The sequence below is a fragment of the Okeania sp. SIO3B5 genome, assembly GCF_010692555.1.
GTDB lineage: Bacteria > Cyanobacteriota > Cyanobacteriia > Cyanobacteriales > Microcoleaceae > Okeania.
On record NZ_JAAHHG010000039.1, the window covers coordinates 1 to 24493 of the forward strand.

Annotated in this window: 17 protein-coding genes; 9 read left to right on the plus strand and 8 right to left on the minus strand. The window is 33.3% G+C overall.

What is annotated here, in order from left to right; all coding sequences use genetic code 11:
• Positions 1-568 precede the first annotated feature (568 nt).
• Together F6K54_RS08275 and F6K54_RS08280 are read right to left on the minus strand one after the other, a co-directional pair.
• Complete coding sequence (locus F6K54_RS08275) at positions 569-1450, minus strand: Rpn family recombination-promoting nuclease/putative transposase (protein WP_293076385.1); 882 nt, start codon at positions 1448-1450, stop codon at positions 569-571.
• Between the two features lie 705 nt (positions 1451-2155).
• A complete protein-coding gene (locus F6K54_RS08280) occupies positions 2156-2653 on the minus strand; it encodes a 2TM domain-containing protein (protein WP_293076387.1) in 498 nt (165 codons plus the stop codon).
• A gap of 765 nt (positions 2654-3418) precedes the next feature.
• Here F6K54_RS08280 and F6K54_RS08285 point away from each other — a divergent pair.
• Both F6K54_RS08285 and F6K54_RS08290 read left to right on the plus strand, forming a co-directional pair.
• On the plus strand, positions 3419-4537 hold the full coding sequence (locus tag F6K54_RS08285; protein ID WP_293076389.1) for a DUF262 domain-containing protein: 1119 nt from the start codon (positions 3419-3421) through the stop codon (positions 4535-4537).
• Complete coding sequence (locus F6K54_RS08290; protein ID WP_293076391.1) at positions 4537-5259, plus strand: MAE_28990/MAE_18760 family HEPN-like nuclease; 723 nt, start codon at positions 4537-4539, stop codon at positions 5257-5259. Before F6K54_RS08285 ends, F6K54_RS08290 begins: the two co-directional genes overlap by 1 nt.
• A gap of 155 nt (positions 5260-5414) precedes the next feature.
• Here the strand turns inward: F6K54_RS08290 and F6K54_RS08295 are convergent, their stop codons facing one another.
• Entirely contained in the window at positions 5415-7070 is a 1656-nt protein-coding gene (locus F6K54_RS08295) for an AarF/ABC1/UbiB kinase family protein (protein WP_293076393.1), read from the minus strand.
• 382 nt (positions 7071-7452) lie between these two features.
• Between F6K54_RS08295 and F6K54_RS08300 the strand changes: the two genes are divergently transcribed.
• The 6 genes from F6K54_RS08300 (at position 7453) to F6K54_RS08325 (ending at position 15081) form a co-directional block, all read left to right on the plus strand.
• On the plus strand, positions 7453-7575 hold the full coding sequence (locus tag F6K54_RS08300) for a hypothetical protein (protein WP_293076395.1): 123 nt from the start codon (positions 7453-7455) through the stop codon (positions 7573-7575).
• A 1489-nt stretch (positions 7576-9064) separates the two neighbouring features.
• Positions 9065-9331, plus strand: coding sequence for a hypothetical protein (locus F6K54_RS08305; protein WP_287275123.1), 267 nt, complete (start codon positions 9065-9067; stop codon positions 9329-9331).
• A gap of 859 nt (positions 9332-10190) precedes the next feature.
• Positions 10191-11276, plus strand: a complete 1086-nt coding sequence (locus tag F6K54_RS08310; protein WP_293076400.1) for a restriction endonuclease — start codon at positions 10191-10193, stop codon at positions 11274-11276.
• A 913-nt stretch (positions 11277-12189) separates the two neighbouring features.
• Positions 12190-12315 carry a hypothetical protein gene (locus F6K54_RS08315; protein WP_293076402.1) on the plus strand — a complete coding sequence of 42 codons (126 nt, stop codon included), beginning with the start codon at positions 12190-12192 and terminating at the stop codon, positions 12313-12315.
• A 268-nt stretch (positions 12316-12583) separates the two neighbouring features.
• Positions 12584-12802: a hypothetical protein gene (locus tag F6K54_RS08320; protein ID WP_293076404.1), complete on the plus strand. Its 219-nt coding sequence runs from the start codon at positions 12584-12586 to the stop codon at positions 12800-12802.
• A 428-nt stretch (positions 12803-13230) separates the two neighbouring features.
• Positions 13231-15081 carry a hypothetical protein gene (locus F6K54_RS08325; RefSeq protein ID WP_293076406.1) on the plus strand — a complete coding sequence of 617 codons (1851 nt, stop codon included), beginning with the start codon at positions 13231-13233 and terminating at the stop codon, positions 15079-15081.
• Between the two features lie 176 nt (positions 15082-15257).
• On the opposite strand, the gene F6K54_RS08330 is transcribed toward F6K54_RS08325, so the two are convergent.
• The gene (locus F6K54_RS08330) at positions 15258-15398 is read right to left on the minus strand and encodes a hypothetical protein (protein WP_293076408.1); all 141 of its coding nucleotides are present in this window, start codon (positions 15396-15398) and stop codon (positions 15258-15260) included.
• Positions 15399-15693: 295 nt separating this feature from the next.
• On the opposite strand from F6K54_RS08330, the gene F6K54_RS08335 reads away from it, so the two are divergent.
• Positions 15694-16170, plus strand: coding sequence for a hypothetical protein (locus F6K54_RS08335; protein WP_293076410.1), 477 nt, complete (start codon positions 15694-15696; stop codon positions 16168-16170).
• A gap of 1432 nt (positions 16171-17602) precedes the next feature.
• Here the strand turns inward: F6K54_RS08335 and F6K54_RS08340 are convergent.
• The 4 genes from F6K54_RS08340 to F6K54_RS08355 all read right to left on the minus strand — a co-directional run bounded on the left by F6K54_RS08340 (position 17603) and on the right by F6K54_RS08355 (position 23661).
• A complete protein-coding gene (locus F6K54_RS08340) occupies positions 17603-19642 on the minus strand; it encodes a tetratricopeptide repeat protein (RefSeq protein ID WP_293076412.1) in 2040 nt (679 codons plus the stop codon).
• 259 nt (positions 19643-19901) lie between these two features.
• Positions 19902-20987: a transposase gene (locus F6K54_RS08345; RefSeq protein WP_293076437.1), complete on the minus strand. Its 1086-nt coding sequence runs from the start codon at positions 20985-20987 to the stop codon at positions 19902-19904.
• Positions 20878-21162, minus strand: coding sequence for a helix-turn-helix domain-containing protein (locus F6K54_RS08350; protein ID WP_293076414.1), 285 nt, complete (start codon positions 21160-21162; stop codon positions 20878-20880). The genes F6K54_RS08345 and F6K54_RS08350 overlap by 110 nt, the downstream gene beginning before the upstream one ends.
• A gap of 252 nt (positions 21163-21414) precedes the next feature.
• Positions 21415-23661, minus strand: a complete 2247-nt coding sequence (locus tag F6K54_RS08355) for a tetratricopeptide repeat-containing sulfotransferase family protein (RefSeq protein ID WP_293076416.1) — start codon at positions 23659-23661, stop codon at positions 21415-21417.
• Positions 23662-24493 lie beyond the last annotated feature (832 nt).

Sequence of the window (24493 nt, forward strand, 5' to 3'; positions counted from 1 at the left end):
ATGTCCGGTTGAACAGTTATAAATAAACACTCAGAATTCAGAATTCAGAATTCAGAATTCAGGAGGGAAGAAAGAAGAAAAGAAGGAGAAAGTTTTTTATCACTAATTATCCGGACATGATATAATACCATTTCTCAACAATTTTTCTACATTTTCTTGAGTAGGGGAGTAGGGGAGTAGGGGAGTAGGGGAGTAGTAAACATAAGAACAATTAAAATTAAATGAGCTGCTAATCAGCAAAAAAGTCATTTAACCTGTTTTAATTACTTAATAACTGAAGTGCTGTATAAGTATAGCATTACTTTTGGGAATTGGTATAAGGAAAAAGGAAGAAGGAAGAAGGAAAAATCTTGTGTTGTTTGAGTTTTATGCTTTTGATATGTCCGTACCTTTTCCTTCAACTGCTATACCCAAAACTTTGTTATACTTACAATTGTTGGTTTTATATATACTGTTAAAATCAGGCTGATTGCGATAGCATAACTTTTTCAAATTGGTATAATATCAATTCTGTTGGTATCATTAGTATAAACGCTTAAGTTTTCTTGTTAATTTTTTTCTTCTGATATTAAAAAGACTTTCTCTCCTCCAACCAAATTAATAAATCCTCCAAATTATTAAAATCTAAAACAGCTTCAGCTAAATTATCTAAGTCAGTAGCAGATAAATAATCAAATTGGCGACTAATCTGATTAGAAATTTCACCAAATCTTTTGTTGAGTTGACGCATTAATATTTCTGATTTAGCAGCAGTTATTCTTCCTCTTTCGTCTTGCAAAGCCATGCCCCGTCGGTCTACTTGGTCTAATTCTTCTAAAGAAAAATTGGCTTGATTAGCAATATTTAAAGCACGTTCTATCTCTGGCACTTCTCCCAATTTTTCTGGAATTGTTTCTAAGTAAGATGTTTCTTTGAGGAAATAAATCCACTTATCTATTAATGTCTGTATCTCTGCTAAACTTTTCTGAAATTTTGGTAATTGTACAAAGATTAATTTTAATACATTAGATTTATATTCAAAAGATTCATCTTCCTCTTTAAAGACAAATTTAGTCACGACTTTCTCAGTTTCTCCGAACATAATAAAATCAGTTATTGTTACAGCAATTACTGGATTTAGTAAATGGTAACGTTCCCCTCTATCTAATTGATTAGCATAAGTTTTAGAGAGATTATAAGCTACTCGTTTATCAAAAGCAGTTGTGGTGGCTATTTGCATTTCAATAATCACAATTGAATTGTCTTGCAAAACTGCTTTAACATCTAAATAAGTTTCTTTTAAAGTGATAATTTGACCAGGGGTGTATGGATTGATAATTGTCAGGGATTTGATGGTATTTTCACCATTATAAATAATCGCATTTAAAAAGCTGATTAGTATATCTTGACTTTGGTCAGAACCGAAGATTCTTTTAAAAGCATAATCAATTTTGGGGTTAATAAATCTCATGGTATTTTTTAATTTATTTAAAGTAAATGTTTTCACACTAATGCCGCTACGCGGAAGTTAAAAGCGAGTGCTAATTGGCGAGGTTTCCTCAGAATGTAAGACGCACTCAAGACAGTCAAAAGTTAAAAGTCAAAAATATTGATTGGTAAGGTTTTTAGGATTTTGTAACTGGTTAGTTATTTCTGCCATCCTGCACTAATAATATCATGTCCGCTGGTATCATTTGTGTAAAAATTATGGTGAATATTTACAGGAAATTTAAGTTTTTTTCAGGCTTTTAAGCCTTCTTCTTTCTTCTTTGCCGGACTTGACATACTTGATATAATAGGCGTTCACTTTTTCATTAATTTAAGCGAGCGATCGCTTATTTGTTAGGTAAGGAATTAGGGGTAATTTTCCATGGTTTTAATTAATCAAACAAACTTTCTCTTTCCTATATATAATTGGGTGCATCTCATATTTGCAAAAATACTTTTTTTACTATATATATATTCCCTGTTCCCTGTTCCCTGTTCCCTGTTCCCTAAAAGCGATAATTTTTTGGCTTTATTCACGCATTGAGATGCACCCATATAATTAGACATCTCCAATAATAAAAAATCAAATCAATTATCGTACATAAATTATCAGTTATTTCTCCCTATTCCCTATTCCCTATTCCCTCTTTTCTGAAGATGTCTATTTAGCAACTTTCTCAATTTCTTTTCAAGACTGTAAATTTTTTAAAATTTTATTTGCTAAAGAGCCAAAAGATTGACCTAATTGTTTTTTCAAACGCCATCTTTGAAAAGCCTTTTCATATTCTTCTCCTTCAATTTGAAAAGTTTTCCAGGCATCTAAAGCTAACCATAATCCCCACAATAATAAAATTGGTAAAGACCAGGAAAGAGTATGAGCAGTTACTAAATTCAGCAACAATAAAAATGAATTTACGATGCCATATTTAATCAAACTTTGCTTTAATTTGTCTCGACGAACTTGATTAAAAAGTTGTTTTTCCTGAAATTCACTCCGGTGGGAAAGCCATTCTTGTTCTGCTGCTGCTAAGTCTTCTGGAGAAATACCCATCTCATGAGCAATTTCTAATACTTGTGCTCTTGTTAGTTCACCTCCTTCAGAGCGACGTGCTAGGGCAATTTGCAGAATTTGTTGGGCATCGTCTTGATCATAAGTTTGGGTAAGTTGGTTTTGTTGGTTTGTCATAACTTTATTGCTTAAATTTTAGAATTATTTCTATAGCAATTCCCATACTGGTGAGGTACAAAATTTGTTTGTTTTAGGGAGTAGGGAGTAGGGAATAGGGAATAGAAAAGAAGAAAAACAACTGTACCTCAGTAATTTGAGAAACGCTATATCATATATTCTAGCTTGCTATGGATATCAAAGAATAACAATAGTAGATTTCTCCCCTGTCAATAGGTGAAATTTCTACTGGATATTATTTGTAATCAACACTACAAAAAATGATAGTTATATCAAAATTTAGCAATCTTATTTGAGTTGTGAGATATTGTAGATTTTAGGGAATAGGGAATAGGGAACAGAGAATGAGAAAAACCGAAGCAATAACAATTATTGCGAATTATTTAGGATTGCTATAGAAAATATTTTATACAGAATATATGTCTTTTTTGTTTTTAATTATCTTAAATATTTACTTGATGAATTGTCTCTGAAGTTATATACCAGAAGAAAGAAGGAAGAAAGTCAGTTTTTAGTTATCTAGGAGAGAAAGAAAGTTTTTAGTTATCTAGGAGAGAAAGAAAGTTTTTAGTTATCTAGGAGAGAAAGAAAGTTTTTAGTTATCTAGGAGAGAAAGAAAGTTTTTAGTTATCTCAGTGTTTAGTTATCTAGGAGAGAAAGAAAAATCTAATTTTGTCTGAGTTTTAATATTTTGATAGGTCTTAACTTTTCCTTCGACTGTTATAATATACTTTTAGGTTTAAAGAAACTACTTAAAACAAAAATATGCCATTAAAGTCGAAAGCTACTAATAATAAACCAAACATAACTAAAGAACAAAAAGAAGCTGCTGAAGCTGAGATTAGGGAAAAGCAAAAGGCTGTTAATTATAGAACAACGGAATATCCAGTAGAAGTTCTGGTTCAAAAGTATATGAAAGGAAAAGAAGACGATACTAATGAGTTATTTATACCTGATTATCAAAGAGAGATGATTTGGGATGAAGAAAGGCAGTCAAAATTTATTGAGTCTGTATTTTTAGGATTACCAATACCTCCGGTATTTGTTGCTGATATTAATGATCAAGAAAATGAAGAAGATGAAGCTCGTTTAGAAATTATTGATGGTACTCAACGTATTCGTACCCTAACTAGATTTATTAAAAATGAACTCAAACTATGTGAATTGAAAAAGTTAAGTCAACTCAATAATTTTAGATTTGAAGACTTACTTCTTTCTCGTCAGAGACGCTTCAACAGGGCTACTGTTCGGATAATTCAACTAACAGAAAAAGCAGATGAAGAAACGCGACGAGATATTTTTGAAAGAATTAATACAGGTAGTATTCAGTTAAATGAAATGGAAAAACGTAGAGGTATATTACCAGGAAAAGTTACTGATTTAATTGAAGAATTATCAAAATCACCAAAATTTAGGAATCTTTGTTCTTTTTCTTCAGCAGCTATTAAGCGACAAGATCCTCAAGAATTTGTACTACGTTTTTTTGCTTTCTTGGATAGGTATGAAAATTTTGATAGTAAGTTAGGAATAATTAATTTTCTTGATGAGTATTTGAAAAATGCTAATGATGATAAAAATATAGACTTAGAGAAAATGCAGCATGAATTTGAAACAATGATAGAATTTGTAGAAGAAAATTTTCCCAATGGTTTTTGTTCAGGTAAAAAATTAAATCAAACAACTACTAGGATTAAATTTGAATCTCTTTCTGTAGGTGTTGCTCTTGCTTTGAGAGAAAAAAATAATTTTCACTATCAAGGAGATGATTTGCTTAATTCTCCTAAGAGTAATTTTCAAAATTACACGAAAGGTGATGCAAGTAGTTCCAATAAAAAGGTAATTCGACGCATTGAATATGTTAGAGATCGACTGTTAGATAAATAATGACAAGCATATCATTTGTATTTGAAGATTTTAATGAACGCTCTAAAGAAGTCAGTGAATATTTGACTTTTATCAATGATTTACAGAAAGAAAAAATGAAATTAATTACAGAAAGTCAAGAAAATAGTAGACCTAAAAAAATAGACAAGGGGTTAGAAGATACCTTGAAAGCAAGTGCTTATTTATTGCTTTACAATTTAATAGAATCGACAATGAGAAATGCTATTGAAGCCATATTTGATGAACTAAAAAATCAAGGTGTTTCATTTGACCAAATTAGACCGGAGTTAAAAAAAATTGTACTTGATAATCTTAAGCAGAGAAATTCCGATAAAATTACTGAGAAAATCAAAAATATATCTCTTGATATTATTACTATAGTATTTGATAAATCGGTATTTGAAGAAGGAGAACTATTGTTTGGAAATGAAAAGCTATTTTCTGGTAATTTTGATGCTAGAAAGATTAAAACAGTAGCTAAAGAGTATGGATTTTCTTCGCAAACAAAAACTGATAGTAGGGATTTATTAATAGTTAAAACTAAAAGAAAAGATTTAGCACATGGCATTAAATCTTTTGCAGAAGTAGGAAGGGAGAAAAGTGTTGATGAACTAATAAAAATTCAAGATAAGGTAGTAGAATATTTGAGACAAATTCTGGAGAATATTGAAACGTATTTAGACAATCAAGACTATTTAGACTCATCTACAAATACTCTCTAATATTATGTTCAGATTATAAAATATAATTCAATACTGAAATTTTCTTCACATAAAATGGCCGAAACCGTTGCTTTTTTCCCCCCATCTCCGCGTCCCCGTGTCTCCGCGTCCCCGTGTCCTACCCTCCACCAACCAATTTGTTCAGCAGACCCTATTTACTCTCTCCAACGACCAGAACGAAGAATACTAATAATTAACCACAACCCAAGAAAACTAGCTACTGCAAATAAAGCTTCACTTAACACAGATAACTGACTACTTTGAGAACCCGCAGTTACAATAGCAGCACCAATAATTAACGAACCTACAACCACACTAAAAGATAGTCTATTAGCTGACTTATCTACACTAATAGCCAAAGGTTCAATATCTTTTAAAGTCAAATTCCACTTCAATGTTTCAGAAGTAACTCTATCTAAAAGTAAGTCTAATTGACGAGGTGACTCCAAAGACAAATTCTTCACATCAATAGCTGTTCTTAATAATGTTTGAACTGGATCTTCCCCTAATAACTGTCGCCGAAATAGATCCGTCATTAATGGCTTAATCTCATCCAAAAGATTAAGTTGAGGATAGAAACTACGAGCGACACCTTCCAAATTTGCTAAAGTTTTGGAATACAAACCCAAATTACTAGGCAACTTAATTCTGTTATTACGACATAATTGTAATATGTCATAAAAAACTTCAGAAAAATTGATTTCAGCCAAGCTCAGATTATAATATTTCCGCAGCATTTTGCTATACTCATTTTCCACCTTAGCTAAATTTGGTGGTTGAGCGACTTCTGCCATTTGTAGAGTTAACTGAGTACATCTTTGAGCATCTAGATCGACGATCGCTAATAATAATTCCGTTAAATTCTCCTGACTACGAGGATCGAGGCGACCTACCATTCCACAGTCTAACAAAGCAATGCGCCCATCTTCCAGATAAAATATGTTCCCAGGATGAGGATCAGCGTGAAAAAAACCAGTGATATAAAACTGTTGAAAGAAAGCACGACATAATAATGTGGAGAGTGCTTGCTTTTCTGCATCTACATCCCCATTATTGTTAATGCCTTTGACCTTCGCTGATAAGATAGGTTTACCATTTAGCCATTCGAGAACTAATATTTTCGGAGTTGTTAGTTCCCAATATACTTTCGGAAGCATTATTTGCTTGGGATAAAACCACTTACTGGTAGATAAGTCTCGACGTAGTTCATCGGTATAACCAGCTTCCTTGGTGAAATCAAGTTCAGCTTTCAGAGCAACACTAAATTCTTCCGCAAGAGAAACTATATCGTAGTCATTGCCAAAATCTGTGAATGAAACCAATTCAGCTAAACTTTTTAACAGGGATGTATCTTTGTCAATTATTCTGTCAATACCAGGACGTTGAACTTTTAGAGCTACTTCCGTACCATCTTTTAAGGTCGCTTTATAAGTTTGAGCGATGGAACCCGCTGCTACACACTCAGTATTAATATCGCTAAATATTTCTTCTAGAGGTTGGGATAATTGTTGACGAATTAGAATTTCCACTTCTGACCAAGGTACTGCTGGTACATTAGCTTGCAAACTTGACAAGGTGTCAATATAGTCTGCTGGTAATAAGTCTGGACGGGTACTAAGTAGCTGGCCGAGCTTTACATATACTGGGCCTAAATCTACCAGAATATTGCGTAGAACTTCTGGTGTTGGTATATCTGGTTCCCCAGTTTTGCCCCCTGTCAGAAGGGTTTTCATATAGCCCCAACCGTTACGGAAGACAATTTCGACTATTTCAGCTCGGCGAGAATTAGTTGCTGTCAGGCTAGATAACACGGGGCCTCCCAATGAGTGACGTTCTTCTACATCAAATCAAAGATTATGATGTAGGCTTCCCAACCTCACGGATAGGGATTTCTGTTTCAAAGGGAGTGCAACCACTTAACCCTCCGCAGACAGAGACGATGAGACCCACCGCCTTTTTGTACTGAACAATTGTGTACTCCGATACGTTCCCTCAAGAGTTTTACCTTTTCACGGGCTGACTAGAACTTCTGAATTGAACCCCATACTCTATATCGTTTTCATGGTTATCTCAGGTGCGTATTACCGCTACTCCTGATATAATCACCAATAACACAAAAAAGTACACAATGCAAGAAATTAAGTGGACGCTACGCGGTTTATTGTTGGTCGGCAATTCCCCTCCCGTTAACTTATGTATAACGGGAGACCCCTTGCCAACATCAAAGTTGGATTGATATTTGCTTTATGGCAGAAGGCAGAAGGCAGAAGGAAAAATCTGGCGTTATCTGAGCTTTCTGCTCTCGATCTTTCCTGACCTTTGTTTCGACTGCTTTACCTATAGAACCCCTAACCGTATCTTGATAAATACCAAGTTTTTTTATCTAGGAGTCAGGAGACAGCTATACTGGAGACAGGAGTCAAGAGGGAAAAGGGAAGAGGGAAGAAGGAAGAGGGAAGATGTGGGCAGAGATAATACAAAAAATTCAACTCCTTGAGATGATTTTTCCTCAAAATTGATGCGCGAAAAGACTTGACTACCATAATTAGGGCTTGCTGAAAAAGTCTTATGGGTGAGGGTAGGAGACAGCTATACTGGAGACAGGAGGAATGGGGAATTTAGAGGAGGTAGGAGCTAAGTTTTATCCCTTAATTTTTCTGCCCAACTCTTACACAAATACTAACTTTTTGAGCTTTCTTAGCCGAAAATATGGTACTTTTTTTCAACTTATATCATGTTCGGTTGAATACTTATAATATCTGTTGATCGAAGGCAGGAGGCAGAGGGCAGAAGGCAGAAGGGAAAGAGCAAGGTTAGAAGGCAGAAGGTTTTTTATAACTGATTATCCGAACATAATATTAATAAGGCTGAAACTTTTATCTGTAAATACTTTTAGATTTAATCAGCAAACCCTAATTATATAGATCTCAAATGGGTTCTATAAGAACAATCTGATATAAAGCAAGGAAAGAGTTGGTTAGGACAGAGATTGATGATGAACCTGAGATAGAGAAAAGCTTTTACCACTGTTCCCTGTTCCCAACTCCGGTGTTCCCAGCTCCGGTGTTCCCTGTTCCCTGCTATATCTAAAATATTAGGATAGCGCCGATCGTAAACTGGTGCATTGTGAGTAACTTTCATTTCAGCTATAGACTTTTTTTTCTTTATCTATACTGACTTTTAAACATTTTATCCGAAATAAAATGTATCAGTTATCAGTAAAACAAAAACTTTTGACTTTTTATTTTTGACTTTTGCTTTAATGAAAAGTATCTATTTTGACAGCAAGAAAACTATAAATTACACAAATTTCTGCTTTACATTATTCCCAAAGTTCTTTATATTTATTTTATAATCAATAAAGATATGTAGTCAGGAATCCCAGGACTAAAGTTCAAGGGGTTGGACAGACGGCTCGAAGTCTTTGCCAGCCAACACCTGACTAGCCTTATACCTTTGCAGTCTAAGTTACAGGTCAGTGTTAAAGTTCCTATCTTGAGATGCTCTGCCAGTCCCATGCTCTAGAACTCAATGGTTAAACAGGCATAGTTGGTTAAGCCAGTACCTTTGACATAGTACCGACCTATAGCATTGTCATTTCGGCTGCCGATCTTTATTTATCCCCTAGCTAAAGCTAAGGGTAGTCTTCAAATATAAGATAAGAAATTCCCAGGGGCATTTACTGCCGAGGGAATAGTGAGCTGTGCCGTACAGCCAGTATTGGTTAATCCAATATCAAGATAAAAGCTGTTTCATTTTTCTACAGTTTTTTTCGTACGGTTTACAAATTACTGAAGTATTTTAGATGAATAATATAGAATCTGTCGCAATTGAACGGTTTCAGACTCAGAGTCCTATAGATTTAGACAGTTGTCAGTTAAACCGCGAGTTAGTTGGGTCTAGGGTAGTAATGGTGATTGACTGCCCGTCTACAGAAAAGTGCCATCAGCTTTGGCGCGATCGCTACCTATTAATGCGTCGGTGTTTAGATTTATGGTTAGCTCATCAAATCGTAATTAGTTATAAGGGACATCCTTATGGTCGTACTCCAATGCGTCAATCTTTAGCCTGATTATTTTTTGAGTTAGATTATATTTATAGCAATTTTCATACTGATGAGGCGCTATATAAATCATACCTGGCGGTGCGCAGTGACGCACCGTTATTATTTTTTGTAAATTTTTAGTTACAGGACTTACGGAAAAGCACTAATTATAGTGGTTGCATTGGCAACAATGAACAATTTATACACTAGATGTAGCGGTGCTGCGTAAGTCCTGAGTTAGAAATAATTTTGTTAAAAATTTGAAACTATTACTCCTATTGTCTATTGCTTTAATATTTTCTATACAACAGGAAATAGGGAATAGGAAATAGGGAATAAAATATACTTTTGTATTTGAGCAGTCAATCTAAAAATAATTTTTCCTACTATTTAAACTGACTATCAAATATACAATTAATTTTGCTTGACTACTTAGTAAAAATATATAAAGGAAAGTTGAAATAAGTAAATTTTGGATGTACTTTCTCAGACTAACGCTTATTAAAAACTTATTTCTGGCTACTATATCGCGATGATTCTTACTATAAATCAGGAATCTAGTTGTGAGAATTGAGATGTTCCTTAAAAGTATAGAATATAGCAATTATGATATTCATATAATCTGTTTTTTTTCTTCTTCTCTGTTCCCTGTTCCCTGTTCCCTAAAAGTTAGCAATATCTCACAACTCAAGTCATATTCCTATATATAATTATTCAAAGTTTATTCTAAATAATAAATACTCAAAAAGAGAGAAGTGTTAAATAATTTGTCAAAAATTCAAGCATATAGATAAAAAGTATGAAATTGTTACTGATAACTGATAACTGATAACTGATAACTGAGATGACCCATTTTTCCTGATTTCAAGATATTTCAAGATATTTTATGCACAACGAAAATATAACTGCTAAACCTATTCAGAAAATTCTATTTGGCAGTCCAGGTACAGGCAAAAGTTATAAAGTGCGAGAGATAGCAACTAATTCGTTGGGAATTAAATGGCATGAACAAACAAAATCATTAGAAAACACAATTAAAACAGTTTTTCATCCTGAATATACTTATGCTGATTTTGTCGGAAAATTATTGCCACAGACTATCGGTAGTTCGGTTATATATAAATTTTATCAAGGTCATTTTTTACGAGCATTAGGATTAGCTTACAAAAATTTAATTAATAATAGTAATGAGAATGTGCTGTTAGTAATTGACGAATTAAACCGAGGTAATGCTGCTGCTATATTCGGTCCTATTTTTCAATTATTAGATAGAGAAACAGATGATTGGTCAACTTATGATGTTAATTTATCAGAGTTAGAAATAGTGGCTTTGTTAGGATCTATGGGGTATGATGCTCAAACAACTGATAAAAATATACAAGTGGATGGAAGTAATTTTGATGTTTTTTGTAAGATGACAAAGATGAATTTAGAGATGAGTGATAATCAGGATGGTTTAAGGGTATTAGAAAATTTGACAAGTCAGAGAATTTCTATTCCTAGAAATTTATCAATTATTGCGACGATTAATACTTCGGATGAGTCGATTTATTATCTGGATAGTGCCTTCAAGCGGAGATGGGATTGGGAATATGTGGATGTGCCTGGTTATGGAATAGAAAAAATTAAAGATGTAGCGATCGAGGGTAGGGATGAGAAATGGGTTTCTTTTGTGAATAAGTTGAATGATTTTATTAAGGTCAATCATCATCTAATTCGTCGCATTGAAGATAAACAAATTGGGGTTTGGTTTTTGAAGTCTGAAGATAATCAAGTTACTAAAGAATCTATAGAGAATAAGTTAATGTTTTATCTGTGGGATAGTGTATTTCCTAGAGATAGAAGACCTTTGGAAGATTTATTATCAAAAGGGGATAAACAAAGTATTAAATTAATTACATATTCTGATTTTATTGCTTTATCTGATGATTTTATTGATGCGATTATTTCTTGTGAATGGTTGACTTTTTAACTGATTTTATTTTTGGCTGTTTATAGAGGATATTTAATACAGAAAAAGGTAGAGGATAGAAGGAAAGAGTTCAATAATTTAGAATTAATAATTTAGAATTACCTCTCCTTTTCAAGGAGAGGATTGGGTTAAAAGGAATTTTTTTCTTCTCTTGGTCGATTGGATATGGCGAGGAGACTCACTCTTATCAGAGCCGCTCCGCTTTATATGTTGCGGAGCAAAACGCCATCCCTCGACCGCTTTTTTCTCCATTAATGGAGAGGCTTTATACCTTAATTTTTCGGTAGGATTTTCAACCAGATTTAGTATTATAAAAATTGTTACTTAATTTGCTCGTAATTTCTTTAACAATTTCTCGATCGCTTGAGTTTTTTTTACAACTGATAACTGATAACTGAAATGACCTGTTTTAGCAGATTTGGTGGTAACAATTACCCAATTATTAGAAACCAGTAATTAAAGGTATAGTTGGCAGTAGTTTTACCGATAAATTGTGGTTTAAAGCCTCCCCTTTTAAGAGGAAAAAGAAAAAAAAATTCCTTTGAGTCAATCCTCTTATTTTCAAGGAGAGGTAATTAGGGCTTGCTGATTAAATCTAAAAGCATTAATATATAAATACTTTAGCCTTTTTGGGGTAGAAAAAAGTGCCTTGTATCACGTCTAAAACGCTCAAAAAGTTAGTATTTTAGGCACATAGTTGGGCAGAAAAGTCAAGGGACAATTCTTACTCCTATCTCCTCGCTTATTCCCATTTATTCTGTCTCCTGTCTCGAGTATAGCTGTCTCCTACCCAAGCAAAAAGACTTTTTTCAGCAAACCCTAATTATTGATTATTAATTATTAATTGTTTAAACTCCTCTGAATTGAATTTAAAGGTAGTTGAAATGTTGTCAAATTTCTTCAATAAATTAAAGTGAAAATGATTTGCTCTGATGGGGATAATCATGGCGCTCTACTACTACCAGGTGCAATAATTCTTATATTTTTTGTTGATACTAACTCTTGCCGTTGTTCGTGTAGTTTTATTGCTTGTATCTAATAATTTTTCTCTTTATTCATACTTAATTCTCAGTAAATGTTGCGATCGAATTGAGGATGACTGTGGATATGTTCTAATATACTACTGATAATTTCTAGACCAAAATAAGATTTTTGATTGTTAGATCGGGATTTATTTTTAGGAGACATCTAGTAGCTTTGTTGCGTATGTCGCAATAGGAGTTTTTGCTTAGTTTGATATTTTTTTGGTAGTCGGTGGTTTTGTTGCGTATGTCGCAATAGGAGTTTTTGCTTAGTTTGATATTTTTTTGGCAGTCAGTGGTTTTGTTGCGTATGTCGCAATAGGAGTTTTTGCTCAGTCTGATATTTTTTTGGCAGTCGGTGGTTTTGTTGCGTATGTCGCAATAGGAGTTTTTGCTCAGTCTGATATTTTGGTAGTCGGTGGTTTTGTTGCGTATGTCGCAATAGGAGTTTTTGCTCAGTCTGATATTTTGGTAGTCGGTGGTTTTGTTGTGGATAAGAAGTGAAGAAGAAATTCATATTTTGGTTTTATAATTACCGATTATCTGAGCTTAATATTAGTCTCTAAATTTATTGCCCTGGTTTATTTCAATCACTAACTATCTGGACTTAACATTAGTCCCTAAATTTATTTATCTGCTTTAATTCTTCCTTCTTCTCTCTCTTCTAGATAATTATTGCTCTGCTGATTAATTCTAAAAGTATTGACTGATATTGGTTTTAGCGTTTTAGACTTGAAAAAAGTACCAGCTTTTCGGTAGAAAAAACTCAAAAAGCTAGTATCTTAGGATGATTATTGCAGGAAAATAGAGAGACAATTCTTAACTCCTACCTCTTCTAAATTCCCATTTCCCCTGTCTCCTGTCTCCTACCCCAGCAAAAAGACTTTCCATAAGCAAACCCTAATTAAACACTTTCTTCCTTCCTCATAAAAATGATAAATTTTGCCGAATTAAAACCTAGAGTTAATACTAAATATTCTTTTGTCGGCATTGAAAAAAAGGGAGGTAAGTTGATTTTTCATTTACCTAAAGGATTTACTCAGGATGACCCGAATATTAATAAATTTGACTTTAAATGTGAATTATTTTTCAAGCTCTATAAAGTTATGAAAATTGTGCAAAATATTTATCAAGAAAAAGGATATTTGCAGAAAAATATCAAAATTAATGATCGCGATGGTGTATTAAAACAGGAAGCAGGAAAAGAAGTTATTATAAACGATAATCAAGAAAGCATTTTTTATAGCAAACTTGATGCCTTAGATAATATTTTAGATGTCTACGATGAATTGAAAATATTAGCACTTGTCTCTCGTCTTAGTAAATCTGAAACTATAGACTATAGTAAAATTCATCGTTATCTTCACAAATCTACTTTCCTGAATAATGGTGCTATTTTTATTGACTCTATTGATATACCTCGCCAACAAATATCTTATGAAGCTTCTGATATTGTGGCTATGTATTGTTATATATTTACTGAGATTAAACAAAAATTAGGCGAAAATGTTAATCCAGAAATTGCTGCTCTATCTGCTAGGTTTCGGCAAAAGTATATTGGGTATGAATATAGTCTGTTTAGCGAAAACCATTATTCCTTAATCATCAATACTTTGACAGATGCTTTAGAAGCAATTGATAACTATACGGCGTTAAAAGACATAGATTATTGGGATTTTTATGATGCGGTTGAGAAATTTTTATTTGGGGAATTGGATGATGTAGAAGATGGCAAAATATGGGGATTCAATAATTTTCATAGTGTTTGGGAGGGAATGTGTTTAACTTATCTGCTCAGATACACAAATCCATGTTTTGTCTGTTATCTGAATAGCCGATATATTGCTTCTGAAATAATTGCTCATTTGAATTACAAAAATAGAATTATTGATTTGAGTAAGATTTTTCATGTCAACGGTAAGGATATTTTTCCCGATGCTGTAATTATTTCATTTCAGACTAAAAATAATCGCTCAAACTCCACACTCCCAGATTTAATCAGACCTACAACTTCATATAAAATTGAAAAAATCAAAAATTGGAATGACTTACAGTACTACACCACCTTTAAATGCAATAAATATCAATTAAAAATTGCCCTTCTTAATCAAAACCCAGAACTAGAAAACCATACTTTTAACGAGTTAGCTAAATTCTGCAAACTTGAGGGAGATACACTGATAGTTAACTCCTTGCCAAATCAGTTTTATTCTTATTGGGAAATTTTGGATGACTTTAATCTCGAACAACTACAAATGATGGAAAACTTGAATCACATATTTTATCTAGCTCTTAAATTTGGCATCTTATCTCCCGATAGATTTTTTCAACGGTTTATTGATTATGTTTTGGGGTCTGAATATCTCCTTAAAGACAACATATTTTATCTGTCTCTCTTTCGGGATAAGGATAGACTCCGCTCTCTCAAAGAAATCAATCAAAGTTTTAGTAATTTCCTAAATAAAATTATGAATAAAATCTCTATTCAGGTGATTGATATTAAATATGCCAATTTTGATTATTATCTGAATCTAGGAAACCGAGAGGAAATTAAAAGTCGAAGTATTAGAAAACAATTTGTCTATGAGTATTTGATTCAAAATTATCTGGAAAATTATCAAAGTACTGTTAAAAATTGGAGTATTAATAGTGAATTTTGGCTACCTACTTACAGAAAAAATTTACCAGCGCTTACTCCTGGTACTAAATATATGGATGATTATGTGAAATTAACGGGGGTTAATATTATGAAAGTTATTGATAGTTATATTGAGGGGAAGTAGGGGAGTGGGGGAGTGAGGAGTAGGGGAGAAATAAACATAAGAATAATTAACATTATAAGTGCTTTCAGCATAAAGGATTTAGCGATCGCTTTTTCATATTACTGTTTTGATTGTGAGCTGCTGTTTTTGCATTGAATAAAAAGTCATGCGTAGGGGCGAACGACCCCCAACGGTACTTATACTATCATCATTTTTTTTGACGTGCAATGAGAAATCCAACCTTTTTTCGGTGCTTCGTGCAATGACAGTTGTGGGTTTAAATTTGGGAGCTTGGCAATGACGATTTTGATGAGTGGCGGTCGTCGAATTTTACTCATCTATATTAGCGATCGCTTTTCCATTTTACTGTGTTTATAGTGAGCTGCTGTTTTTGCGTTGAATAAAAAGTCATGCGTAGGGGCGAACAACCCCCAACTATACTTAGACTATCATCATTTTTTTCCACGTGCAATGAGAAATCCAACCTTTTTTCGGTGCTTCGTGCAATGACAGTTGTGGGTTCAAACTTGGGTGTCTAGAAATAACGAAATGAGTAGCGAGGGTGGAATTTTGGTAATTATATTTAGCGATCGCTTTTCCATTTTACTGTGTTTATAGTGAGCTGCTGATTTTATGATTGATAAAGAATTATATGACTCTGATTTTATGATTGATAAAGAATTATATGATTTGCTAAGTTATGAGAATGTTTTGTATTTTTACCCCCATACTATGCTGGAAAATAAAATTGATAGTATTATGGAGAATAAAATTGAACTAGAATTTAAACGAGAATTACAAAAACTAAAATCTGAACTGCCACAGTCTAATCAACCAAAGGAAAATTTTCGGGCATCATGGAGAAGGAAACGTCCAGTTTGGAGTGATAAATTAAGAAATTTAATAATTAAATATCGCAATATTTGTCACGATTGGCAGTTGAATAATTATGATTTCTTAGTCTTAAAAGAGTATTATCATGCCAATGTTTTACTTCTAAATTGCCTCAACAGCGATTGCTATGTCAGTCGAGAAGTTCGACAAGAAATAGAAGACACTTTATTATTACCAACTACTGAAATACAAAAACGCAAAACAGCAAGTCTCTAGTGATAAACATTCTCTAATTCCAGCAAAATCTCAATCAAAATCCAACTCCAAAATTGGCAATGTTTTGTTCAACTAAGGATTCATATATAGCAATCAGGAATCAGATGTGAGAATTGAAGTTTTCCTTTAAAGCATAGAATATAGCAGTTTTCTTATTCTTATATTTTCGTTTTTTCCCTCCATACCTATTCCCTCCATACCTAAAACAAAAGTCTCCAATATCTCACAACTAAAATCATATTACTATAGAGAGAATGTGGGAGACATAAGGTGACAGTTCCCGTCGCTAAATCGGAGATTATAGCGCGGGCTTCTCGTTGACTCCCGGCAACCCGGCGGACATTTCACGTTCGCGCAGCGGCTCCGCAGGAGCAACTTTGGTTTTACTTCCCCGTGCTGCCCCACCGGAGAAGGAGTAGAAAAAATCTCGCTCTACCTATTTTCCTTGAAAGTTTTACATACAAGCGGCTGCTGCAATTTCTGCACAATTCCTTGTAAAACCCCATACTTTCAGTAAATCTTTCTCCATAGACTTTTCCCGATTTACTCAAAACAGAAAAATCCAGAAATAGAGCGATCGCTCCAAGGAATTATAGTATGACAAAGCAATTAAAAAATTATTACTACTTACAATTCTACTTTTTCAGAGTATTGCAAAGTAAGTTTCAAAAATAGAACTAAATCGCGATCGCTCAATATAGCTTTTACTAATCAAATACAGCTTTTAATATTATTTATCTAAATCAAAGTAGCCTAATTTTCCCCAAATTATTACAAAATATTTCACGAGCTTGCGTTGTTTCAGCGATTTGGTACATAGTTTGTACATCAGATATTGTGCCAATGTTGTGTCTAAACCTAAGAAAAGACTCTTCAATACAAGGCTATAACCTAGTATTTTCGTTAATAGCACCTCAAATCTGCCAATTTTCAGCCGAGAGGTATAGCCTCAAAAAAACAAATTTTGAATAAGTACAAAAGTACCTCTGCAATAAGGAGGCTTAAAATATGGAACATTCTCTTTTTTTTATCTCCTTAAAAGGGAAGGCTTTAGACCATAAATTTTCGATAAGAAGAGGGAGTTTATAAGATATTAAGGAGGAGAAAGTTTTTTGGTCACTAATTATCCGGAATGATACAAGGATAAAAAAGAAATAAATCCTTATGAGTCAATCCTATCTCTTCTAAAGAGAGACAATTGTTAATTGTTGAAGCAACACCTAAAACCCAGGTTCATTTCATTCTAGATTTTGGTAATAAATTTATTGATTTTCAGACAGCGAAAGATAAATTTCCTCAAGCTTGAAATAAGGAAGTTTCCTCAATACATAAAATGGCACAGTTTAGAATAAAACCGCTCTGCCTAAAACCTCAAACCTTCTTCTACCTCTCAAGGCAATGAATTAATAGCTGATAGCTGACTGCTTACCTTCTACCAATTAAATTTGATACCCAAATATGCTTCTAAACGCTGATTATGAGGTTGAAAATAATCATTTAATTTTTGTCGAAGTGACTCACTAATAGAAGAATAAGAACCAGCATTTAATTTTGGATAGTCTGGTATTTGATAATCTGGCAAGCCTAGAAAGTCGAAAACTTGCTTCATGGTAGTTGCCGAGTCACGATAAAAGTCTTCACTTTTCAAAATTAGTAATTGTTCTCTAGGAAAAATAGCTAACCATTTCTTGAGGAATTCTACATATACGCCAGAAGCAATATAATCTCCTGCAAAATTCCAATAATTAGGATGAGAAATTTTGCTGAGTTTTTCAAGTTGAGAATTAATAGCTACTTCACAAGAACGAAATTCTTTATTTAAACGTACTTGATGATAGTAATGAGAAATTGCTCGATCGACAGGATTTCTCATAATGAGAATTAGTTTGGTTTTGGGAAAAAAATGAAAGATTCTACAGGGAGCATATTGAGCATCAAAATAGGTAATGCTTGCTTCTCCAGTTAAAAATTTTTTTGACTCTGAAATGGGAGGGAAATGTGCCCGATACCAATCTATACCTCTATGGAAATTGAAAGACCAAAAATGTATTTCTTTTTTGATGGCAGGTAAGACTTGGGGATGTTTAGTTATATAGCTATAAAGAGAGGTGGTTCCTCCTTTGCCTACTCCAATAATTAGAAAGTTGGCTTCTGATAATTGTTCTGAATTCCAGTGTTGGTTAACAAAGGTGGGATGGGTTTTATAAATATAATTTTTAGAGGCTGTTTGATAATATTTTATCGCTTCATTAATTCTGTCTACTTGAGTTAAAGCTTCTGCTAAGTTTAGGTAAGTGGAAACTGAATTATTTTGATTTTCAATAAGTTTCTGAAATAAATTTACTGTCTCCTCAAGTTTGCCTAATTTTTCAAAGGTTTCCCAGAGACGAGTATCAGACCACCAAGCAAAATCAGGATTAATTTCTATGGCACGATGGTAGGCAATAGAAGCTTCTAACCATTTTTGTTGTTGGGTTAAAGCTAATCCTAGATAATAGTAAGATTGACTATCTTGATTAGTTTCCACAGCAACATAATATGAGGTTAAATCTTGTTCTAGTTGAATTTTTTGCCGTAATATTTTCTCTAATTCCCGAAGGATATCTATTTGATATTTACTAGGGAATATTTCTCGCAACATATAATAGATAATGATGGCTCCAGAAATCTGATTTGCTTGTGCTAAAGCTGTGCCTAATTTTAGATATAGTTCTGGATTTTCTCTGATGAGATATAGTGCTGTTTGATAAATAGGATATTGGTCTGGATTTTTAATAGCTTGACAATAATAATTGATAGTTTCATCTAAATTTGATTGAGAAAGTTGGGCAAAAGCATCTCCTAACTGTAAGTGCATCCAAGGTAAATCTGGTCTAACTTGAGCAACCTCCAAATAAGTAGCGATCGCTTCATCTAATTTTTTTTGTTTAAGTAAAACATCTCCCAGACATTGGCGATACCAAACTACTTCTGGATTTAGTTTTATTGCTTGACGATATGCTATTTCTGCTGCTTCTAGTTTGCCAATTTGAAAAAGAATATCTGCTAATTTTTGATGAGTACCTTTAAGTTCTGGTTTGAGTTGAATTGCTGTTTGATAAGAAACAATGGCTTGCTCAAATTCCCCGACATTAACCAGTGCTTCTCCTAATTTATTGTAATCCCAATAACTATCAGGATTAATTTTAATAATTTGACGGTAAGCAACGACAGCTTCTGAGTATTTTTCTAGTTTAATTAGGGCATTTCCTAAGTTATGGTAAGACCAAGGAAAGTCAGGGTTTAGTTTGATGGCTTGACGGTAAGCTGTAATAGCTTCATCCCATTTTTGTAGTTTAGTCAAAGCTTGTCCTAATTTATAGTAAGACCAAGAAAAATTTGGGTTGAGCTTTATTGCTTGATGGTAGGCATTAACAGCTTTATCCCACTGTTGTTGTTCGAGAAATTTTTCTCCTAATTCGTAGTCATCCATCTCAAGTTTTCCAGTTAAGTTTCATCTATAAGCTTGATTCTAATTGAGGAATTTTAGTCATCTATATCTAGTTTCCTAGTTAAATTTCATATATTAAGTCTGATTCTAAGTTGTGAATTTCAGCTTGAGAGAAATATCTCAATTTTTGAGGCAGTAATTTCCTGATAGGTGGATAAAGCCCTCCATTGAATTTCTGGCGATCGGGAATTTGATAGTGTGAAGTTCTCTCTCGTTAAATCAAAGATTATAACGGGAGCTTCTAAAACAGAGATAATTGAATCCAAGTTTCAGAAGTTTCTTGTCTCACAGGCTGACTACCGTCTAAGCCTCCACAAGCAGACAAGATGATACCCACCTCGTTTAATGCCTTATTTAATATGTTAATTGCTGCATTCTCGTCCCGATCTAAAACTACTTTACATTTAGGACAACAGTGAGTTCTAACTGACAAAGTTTTAGGTACTTTGTGGCCACAATTACTACAATTTTGTGATGTATTGTGAGGATTAACTTTAATCATAAGAACACCGCGTTTTACCGCCACTGCATTCAATTTTTCAATAAAAGCTCCCCAGGCTACATCATAAATTGATTTTGATAATTTGCTATTTCTAGCTAAACCTTTAATGTTCAGGTTTTCCACAGCAATTAACTCATATTCTTTAACTAACTTATGAGCTGTTTTATAGTGGAAATCTTCTCTTTGTCTGGCAATATGTTGATGTAATTTAGCTATTTTATTTTGTGCTTTTTTCCAGTTGTTTGACCCAATTTTTTTTCTAGATACTTTTTTTTGCTTTCTTGCTAAATTAGATTGAGATTTTCTATAGAATTTAGGTACAGGAACAGTCTCTCCAGTATTAGTAGTCAAAAATTCTTTTAAGCCGACATCAATACCTACAGCAGTTTTAATATTTTCTGTAGGAATTAGACTAGGAATCGACTTATCTTCTAAACTGAAACTTACATAATAACCATCAGCTTTTTTAGTTATAGTTGCAGTTTTTATCGTCATACCGTCTGGAATAGCTCTATGAACTATGACTCTCATAGCACCAAACCTCGTAGTAATTATTTGTTTACCATCAAATTTAATTACTGCTTTAGGATGATTGACTCTACTGAAACAAAATGACCTTAACTTTCCTAATTTTTTAAATCTTGGTCGTCCTCCACGCTTACCAGTTTGATCGGGTATTAACCAACGTTTCCAGGCTTTATCTAGTCTTTGTAAATTAATTTGCTGAACTTCGTATGGAGATTTCTTTGTAGTCAGGAAATAACTGTTTTGTCTGTTTAAGTGCTGATTGTTGAAAATAATAATCTGGCTTGCCAGAAATCTCACCAATAGGACATGATACTATTGAGCATCGGTCTACTTGACATCTGGTTCTGTTTAACCAGTCCAAGCGTTGACCGAGGGCATAATTCCAATGCCTCCTTAGCAGCTCTAGCCAATAATCAATTTTGGCTGACTGTCCAAGAGTAGGCTTGATTTTGTAGCAATGAGTAATTATCATAATTCTTATACTACTCTTTACTGCTATATTTGAAAATCAATCGACACCTCCACAAAGCAAGCTGTCGGCAATTCCCCTCCCGTTAAATCAGAGATTATAATGGGAGACCCCGAGACCGTATCTAGTTGGAAATTTGCTAAACTATCAAATTCAGAAAATCAAAGACTCGTTTCATTATAGTTGTGGGAGAAACTAATAACTTCACCCTACTGTTTTTATCGAAATTTTTCTCCTAACTTTTAATCATCCACCTCAAATTTTCCAATTAAATTTTATACCTAAATATTCCTCTAATTTTTGATTATGAGGTCGAAAGAAATTGCTCAATTTTTGATGCAGTGATTTATTGATAGGGGGATAGGAACCTAAATTTAATTTCTTGTAGTCAGGAATTTTATAATTTGGCAAATTCAGAAAATTAAAGACTCGTTTCATCATGCTTGTTGGAGTTCGATAAAATTCTTCTGTGGGTAAAATTAGAAATTGTTCTTGAGGAAATATTCTCATCCAATTATGGATAAAATCTATGTATATGCCAGTGCCTAAATAATATAATTCATGATGCCAATAACTACTGTCTAAGGGGGAATTTTTATAAATCATTTGCCAATTTTCTAATTCTTGATTTAATGCTGTTTCTAAAGGGCGATTTTCTCTATTTATCCTTCGCCAATGATAGTAGTGAGAAATAGCTCTATCTACAGGGTTTCTCAACATAATTATTAATTTGATTTTGGGAAAGTAATTGAATATTCTGTCTGGTGCTTCCCAATTTCCTAAGTAACTAGGACTTGCTTCTCCAGTGATTAAATTTTGATGGTTTGGAATGGCAGGAAAATGAGAGAGATACCAATTTATTCCTTTGTCAAAGTTCATCGACCAAAAATTTATTTCTTTGACAACAGGGGATAAAATTTGAGGATGTTGGATGAGATAACTAAATAAGGAGGTAGTTCCTCCTTTTCCTACTCCAATAATTAGAAAGTTAGGATTTTGAATGTCTGTCAAATTCCACTGTTTTTGGTAAAGGGAGGGGTAAGATTTTAAAGTTTGTTGGTAACAAGCAGTTTGGTAATAAATAATTGCTTCATCTATTTGATTCTGTTTTGTCAGAATTTCTCCGAGATTTATATAGGACAAATATGAATCTGGATTTTGTTGAATAAACTGCCGATATAAATTGACTACTTCATCTAATTTTCCGCAGCTTTCTAAAGTGTTCCATAAATTATAATTTGACCAGGATAATTCAGGGTTAAGTTCTACAGCGCGCAGATAAACAATAGCAGCTTCATCCCACTTTTGTTGTTGAATAAAAGCATCCCCTAAAAATTGATAAATTTCAGAAATATTAGGTTGAATAGAAAGAGCTTTTTGATAAGAGGCGATCGCTTCATCTAATCTTTGTTGTTTTACTAGAGTATTTCCTAGATAATTCCATAGCCAATAGTTATGAGGATTTTTTTCAATTTCTTGGCGGTAGATTTTTTCTGCTTTTTCCCATTTATCTTGTTTGAGAAACAAATTCCATAAACATAAATGAGGTCTATCTATTTCTGGATTAAGTTCTATTGCTTTTAAGTAACTGGTAATTGCTTGGTCTGATTTTCCTGTAGTTTCTAGAACATCTCCTAATGAATTATAAGACCAATAATAGTTAGGATTAATTTCTATGGCACGACGGTATGTTGTTATGGCTTCTTCCCAATTTTCTAATTTTAGCAAAGTATCTCCTAATGAGTTATGAGACCAATAAGAATTTGGATTAATTTTGATGGCTTGATGATATTTGACAATGGCTTCTGTTTCTCTTTGTTGTTTGAATAAAACTTCTCCTAAATTATGGTGAGCAAAGTAGATTTTTGGATTAATTTCAATTGCTTTTTGCAGAGTTGTCTCAGCTTGGTCTAATTTACTTAATGTAATTAAAGTTTCTCCTAATTTATTGTGAGACCAGTAGGAATTAGGATTAATTTTTATAGCTTTTTGGTAGGCAGTTACTGCTTCATGTAAATTATCTTGTTGAGTCAGTGCTTCTCCTAATTTTTCGTAAGATAAATAAAAATCCGGATTCAATTTAATCCCCTGTCTAAATGCTGTAGTTGCCAAATCCCATTTTGATAGTTGAATAAAGCTCTCTCCCAGTTTCTGATATGACCAAGAAAAATCAGGGTTAAGTTCTATAGCACGTTGATATGCGGTGACAGCTTTTTCCCACTGTTGAAGTTGCATTAAAGCTTCTCCTAATTTGTGATAAAACCAGGAAAAATTAGGATTAAGTTGAATGGCATTTTGGTAAATAGTAATAGCCTGTGAAAAATTTTCTTCTTGGAGGTAAATATCTCCCAATTTTTGGTAAATTCCCCAATGTTCAGGTTGAAGTTCTATAATTTTTTCATAAGAAGCGATCGCTGATTCTATTTTGCCTTGGGATAAATAATTTTCTGCCTGTTTTTGGTATTGCAATGCGATAGTTTGTAAGTCTGTGCTTGAAGACATATTTGATTTATAGAGTAGTCAGAAGTTTGACATAATTGTAATATAGTAGTCCTATTTTAGGGTTTGCTGAAAAAGTCTTTTTTTAGGAGTAGGGGAGTGGGGGAGTGGGGGAGTAGGGGAGTAGGGGAGTGGGGGAGTAGGGGAGTAGGGGAGTGGGGGAGTAGAGAGTAGTTAGGAGGAAGAGAGAATAGAATTTATAGAGGAGGTAGTCGGATAGATTTGTTCCTTGGTTTTTATGCAATTATTCTGCCTTTTATGCTAGCTTTTTGAGTGTTTTGGGCTAAAAATATGGCAATTTTTTCAACCCAAAAAAAGCTTTAACCAATATCAGTAAATGCTTTTATATTTAATCGGCAAGACCTATTTTATAGCGGTTTTAATTAACATATAATCCAACTATTTCTATAACTTCTACTACCTTTAGAAATATCTATAATTTTTACTCTAGTCAATATGAGTGAAAACCTTTAGAATTGCGAACAAAATTCTAGTGTCGCTATGCGGAAGTTAAAAGTCAAAAGTTAAAAGTTAAAAGTATTGATTTGTAATTGTTTTAGGATTTTGTAACTGGCCATTTCAGTTATCAGTTAGCCTCCTCCGGAGGAACTGCGTTAACAGTTATCAGTACCTCTGCAATAAGGAGGCTTGAAATATAGAATATCCTCTTTTTTATCCCCTTAAAAGGGGAGGCTTTAGAGCAAATTTTTTCAGTAATAATTAATTAGGATTTGCTGAATAAAGTATGATACCAATTTGAAAAAAGAATACTACAAAAAGGTAGACCTTACTCGAAGATTATTAAAAATAGCTATTCCAGTTAATTTTAGATAGT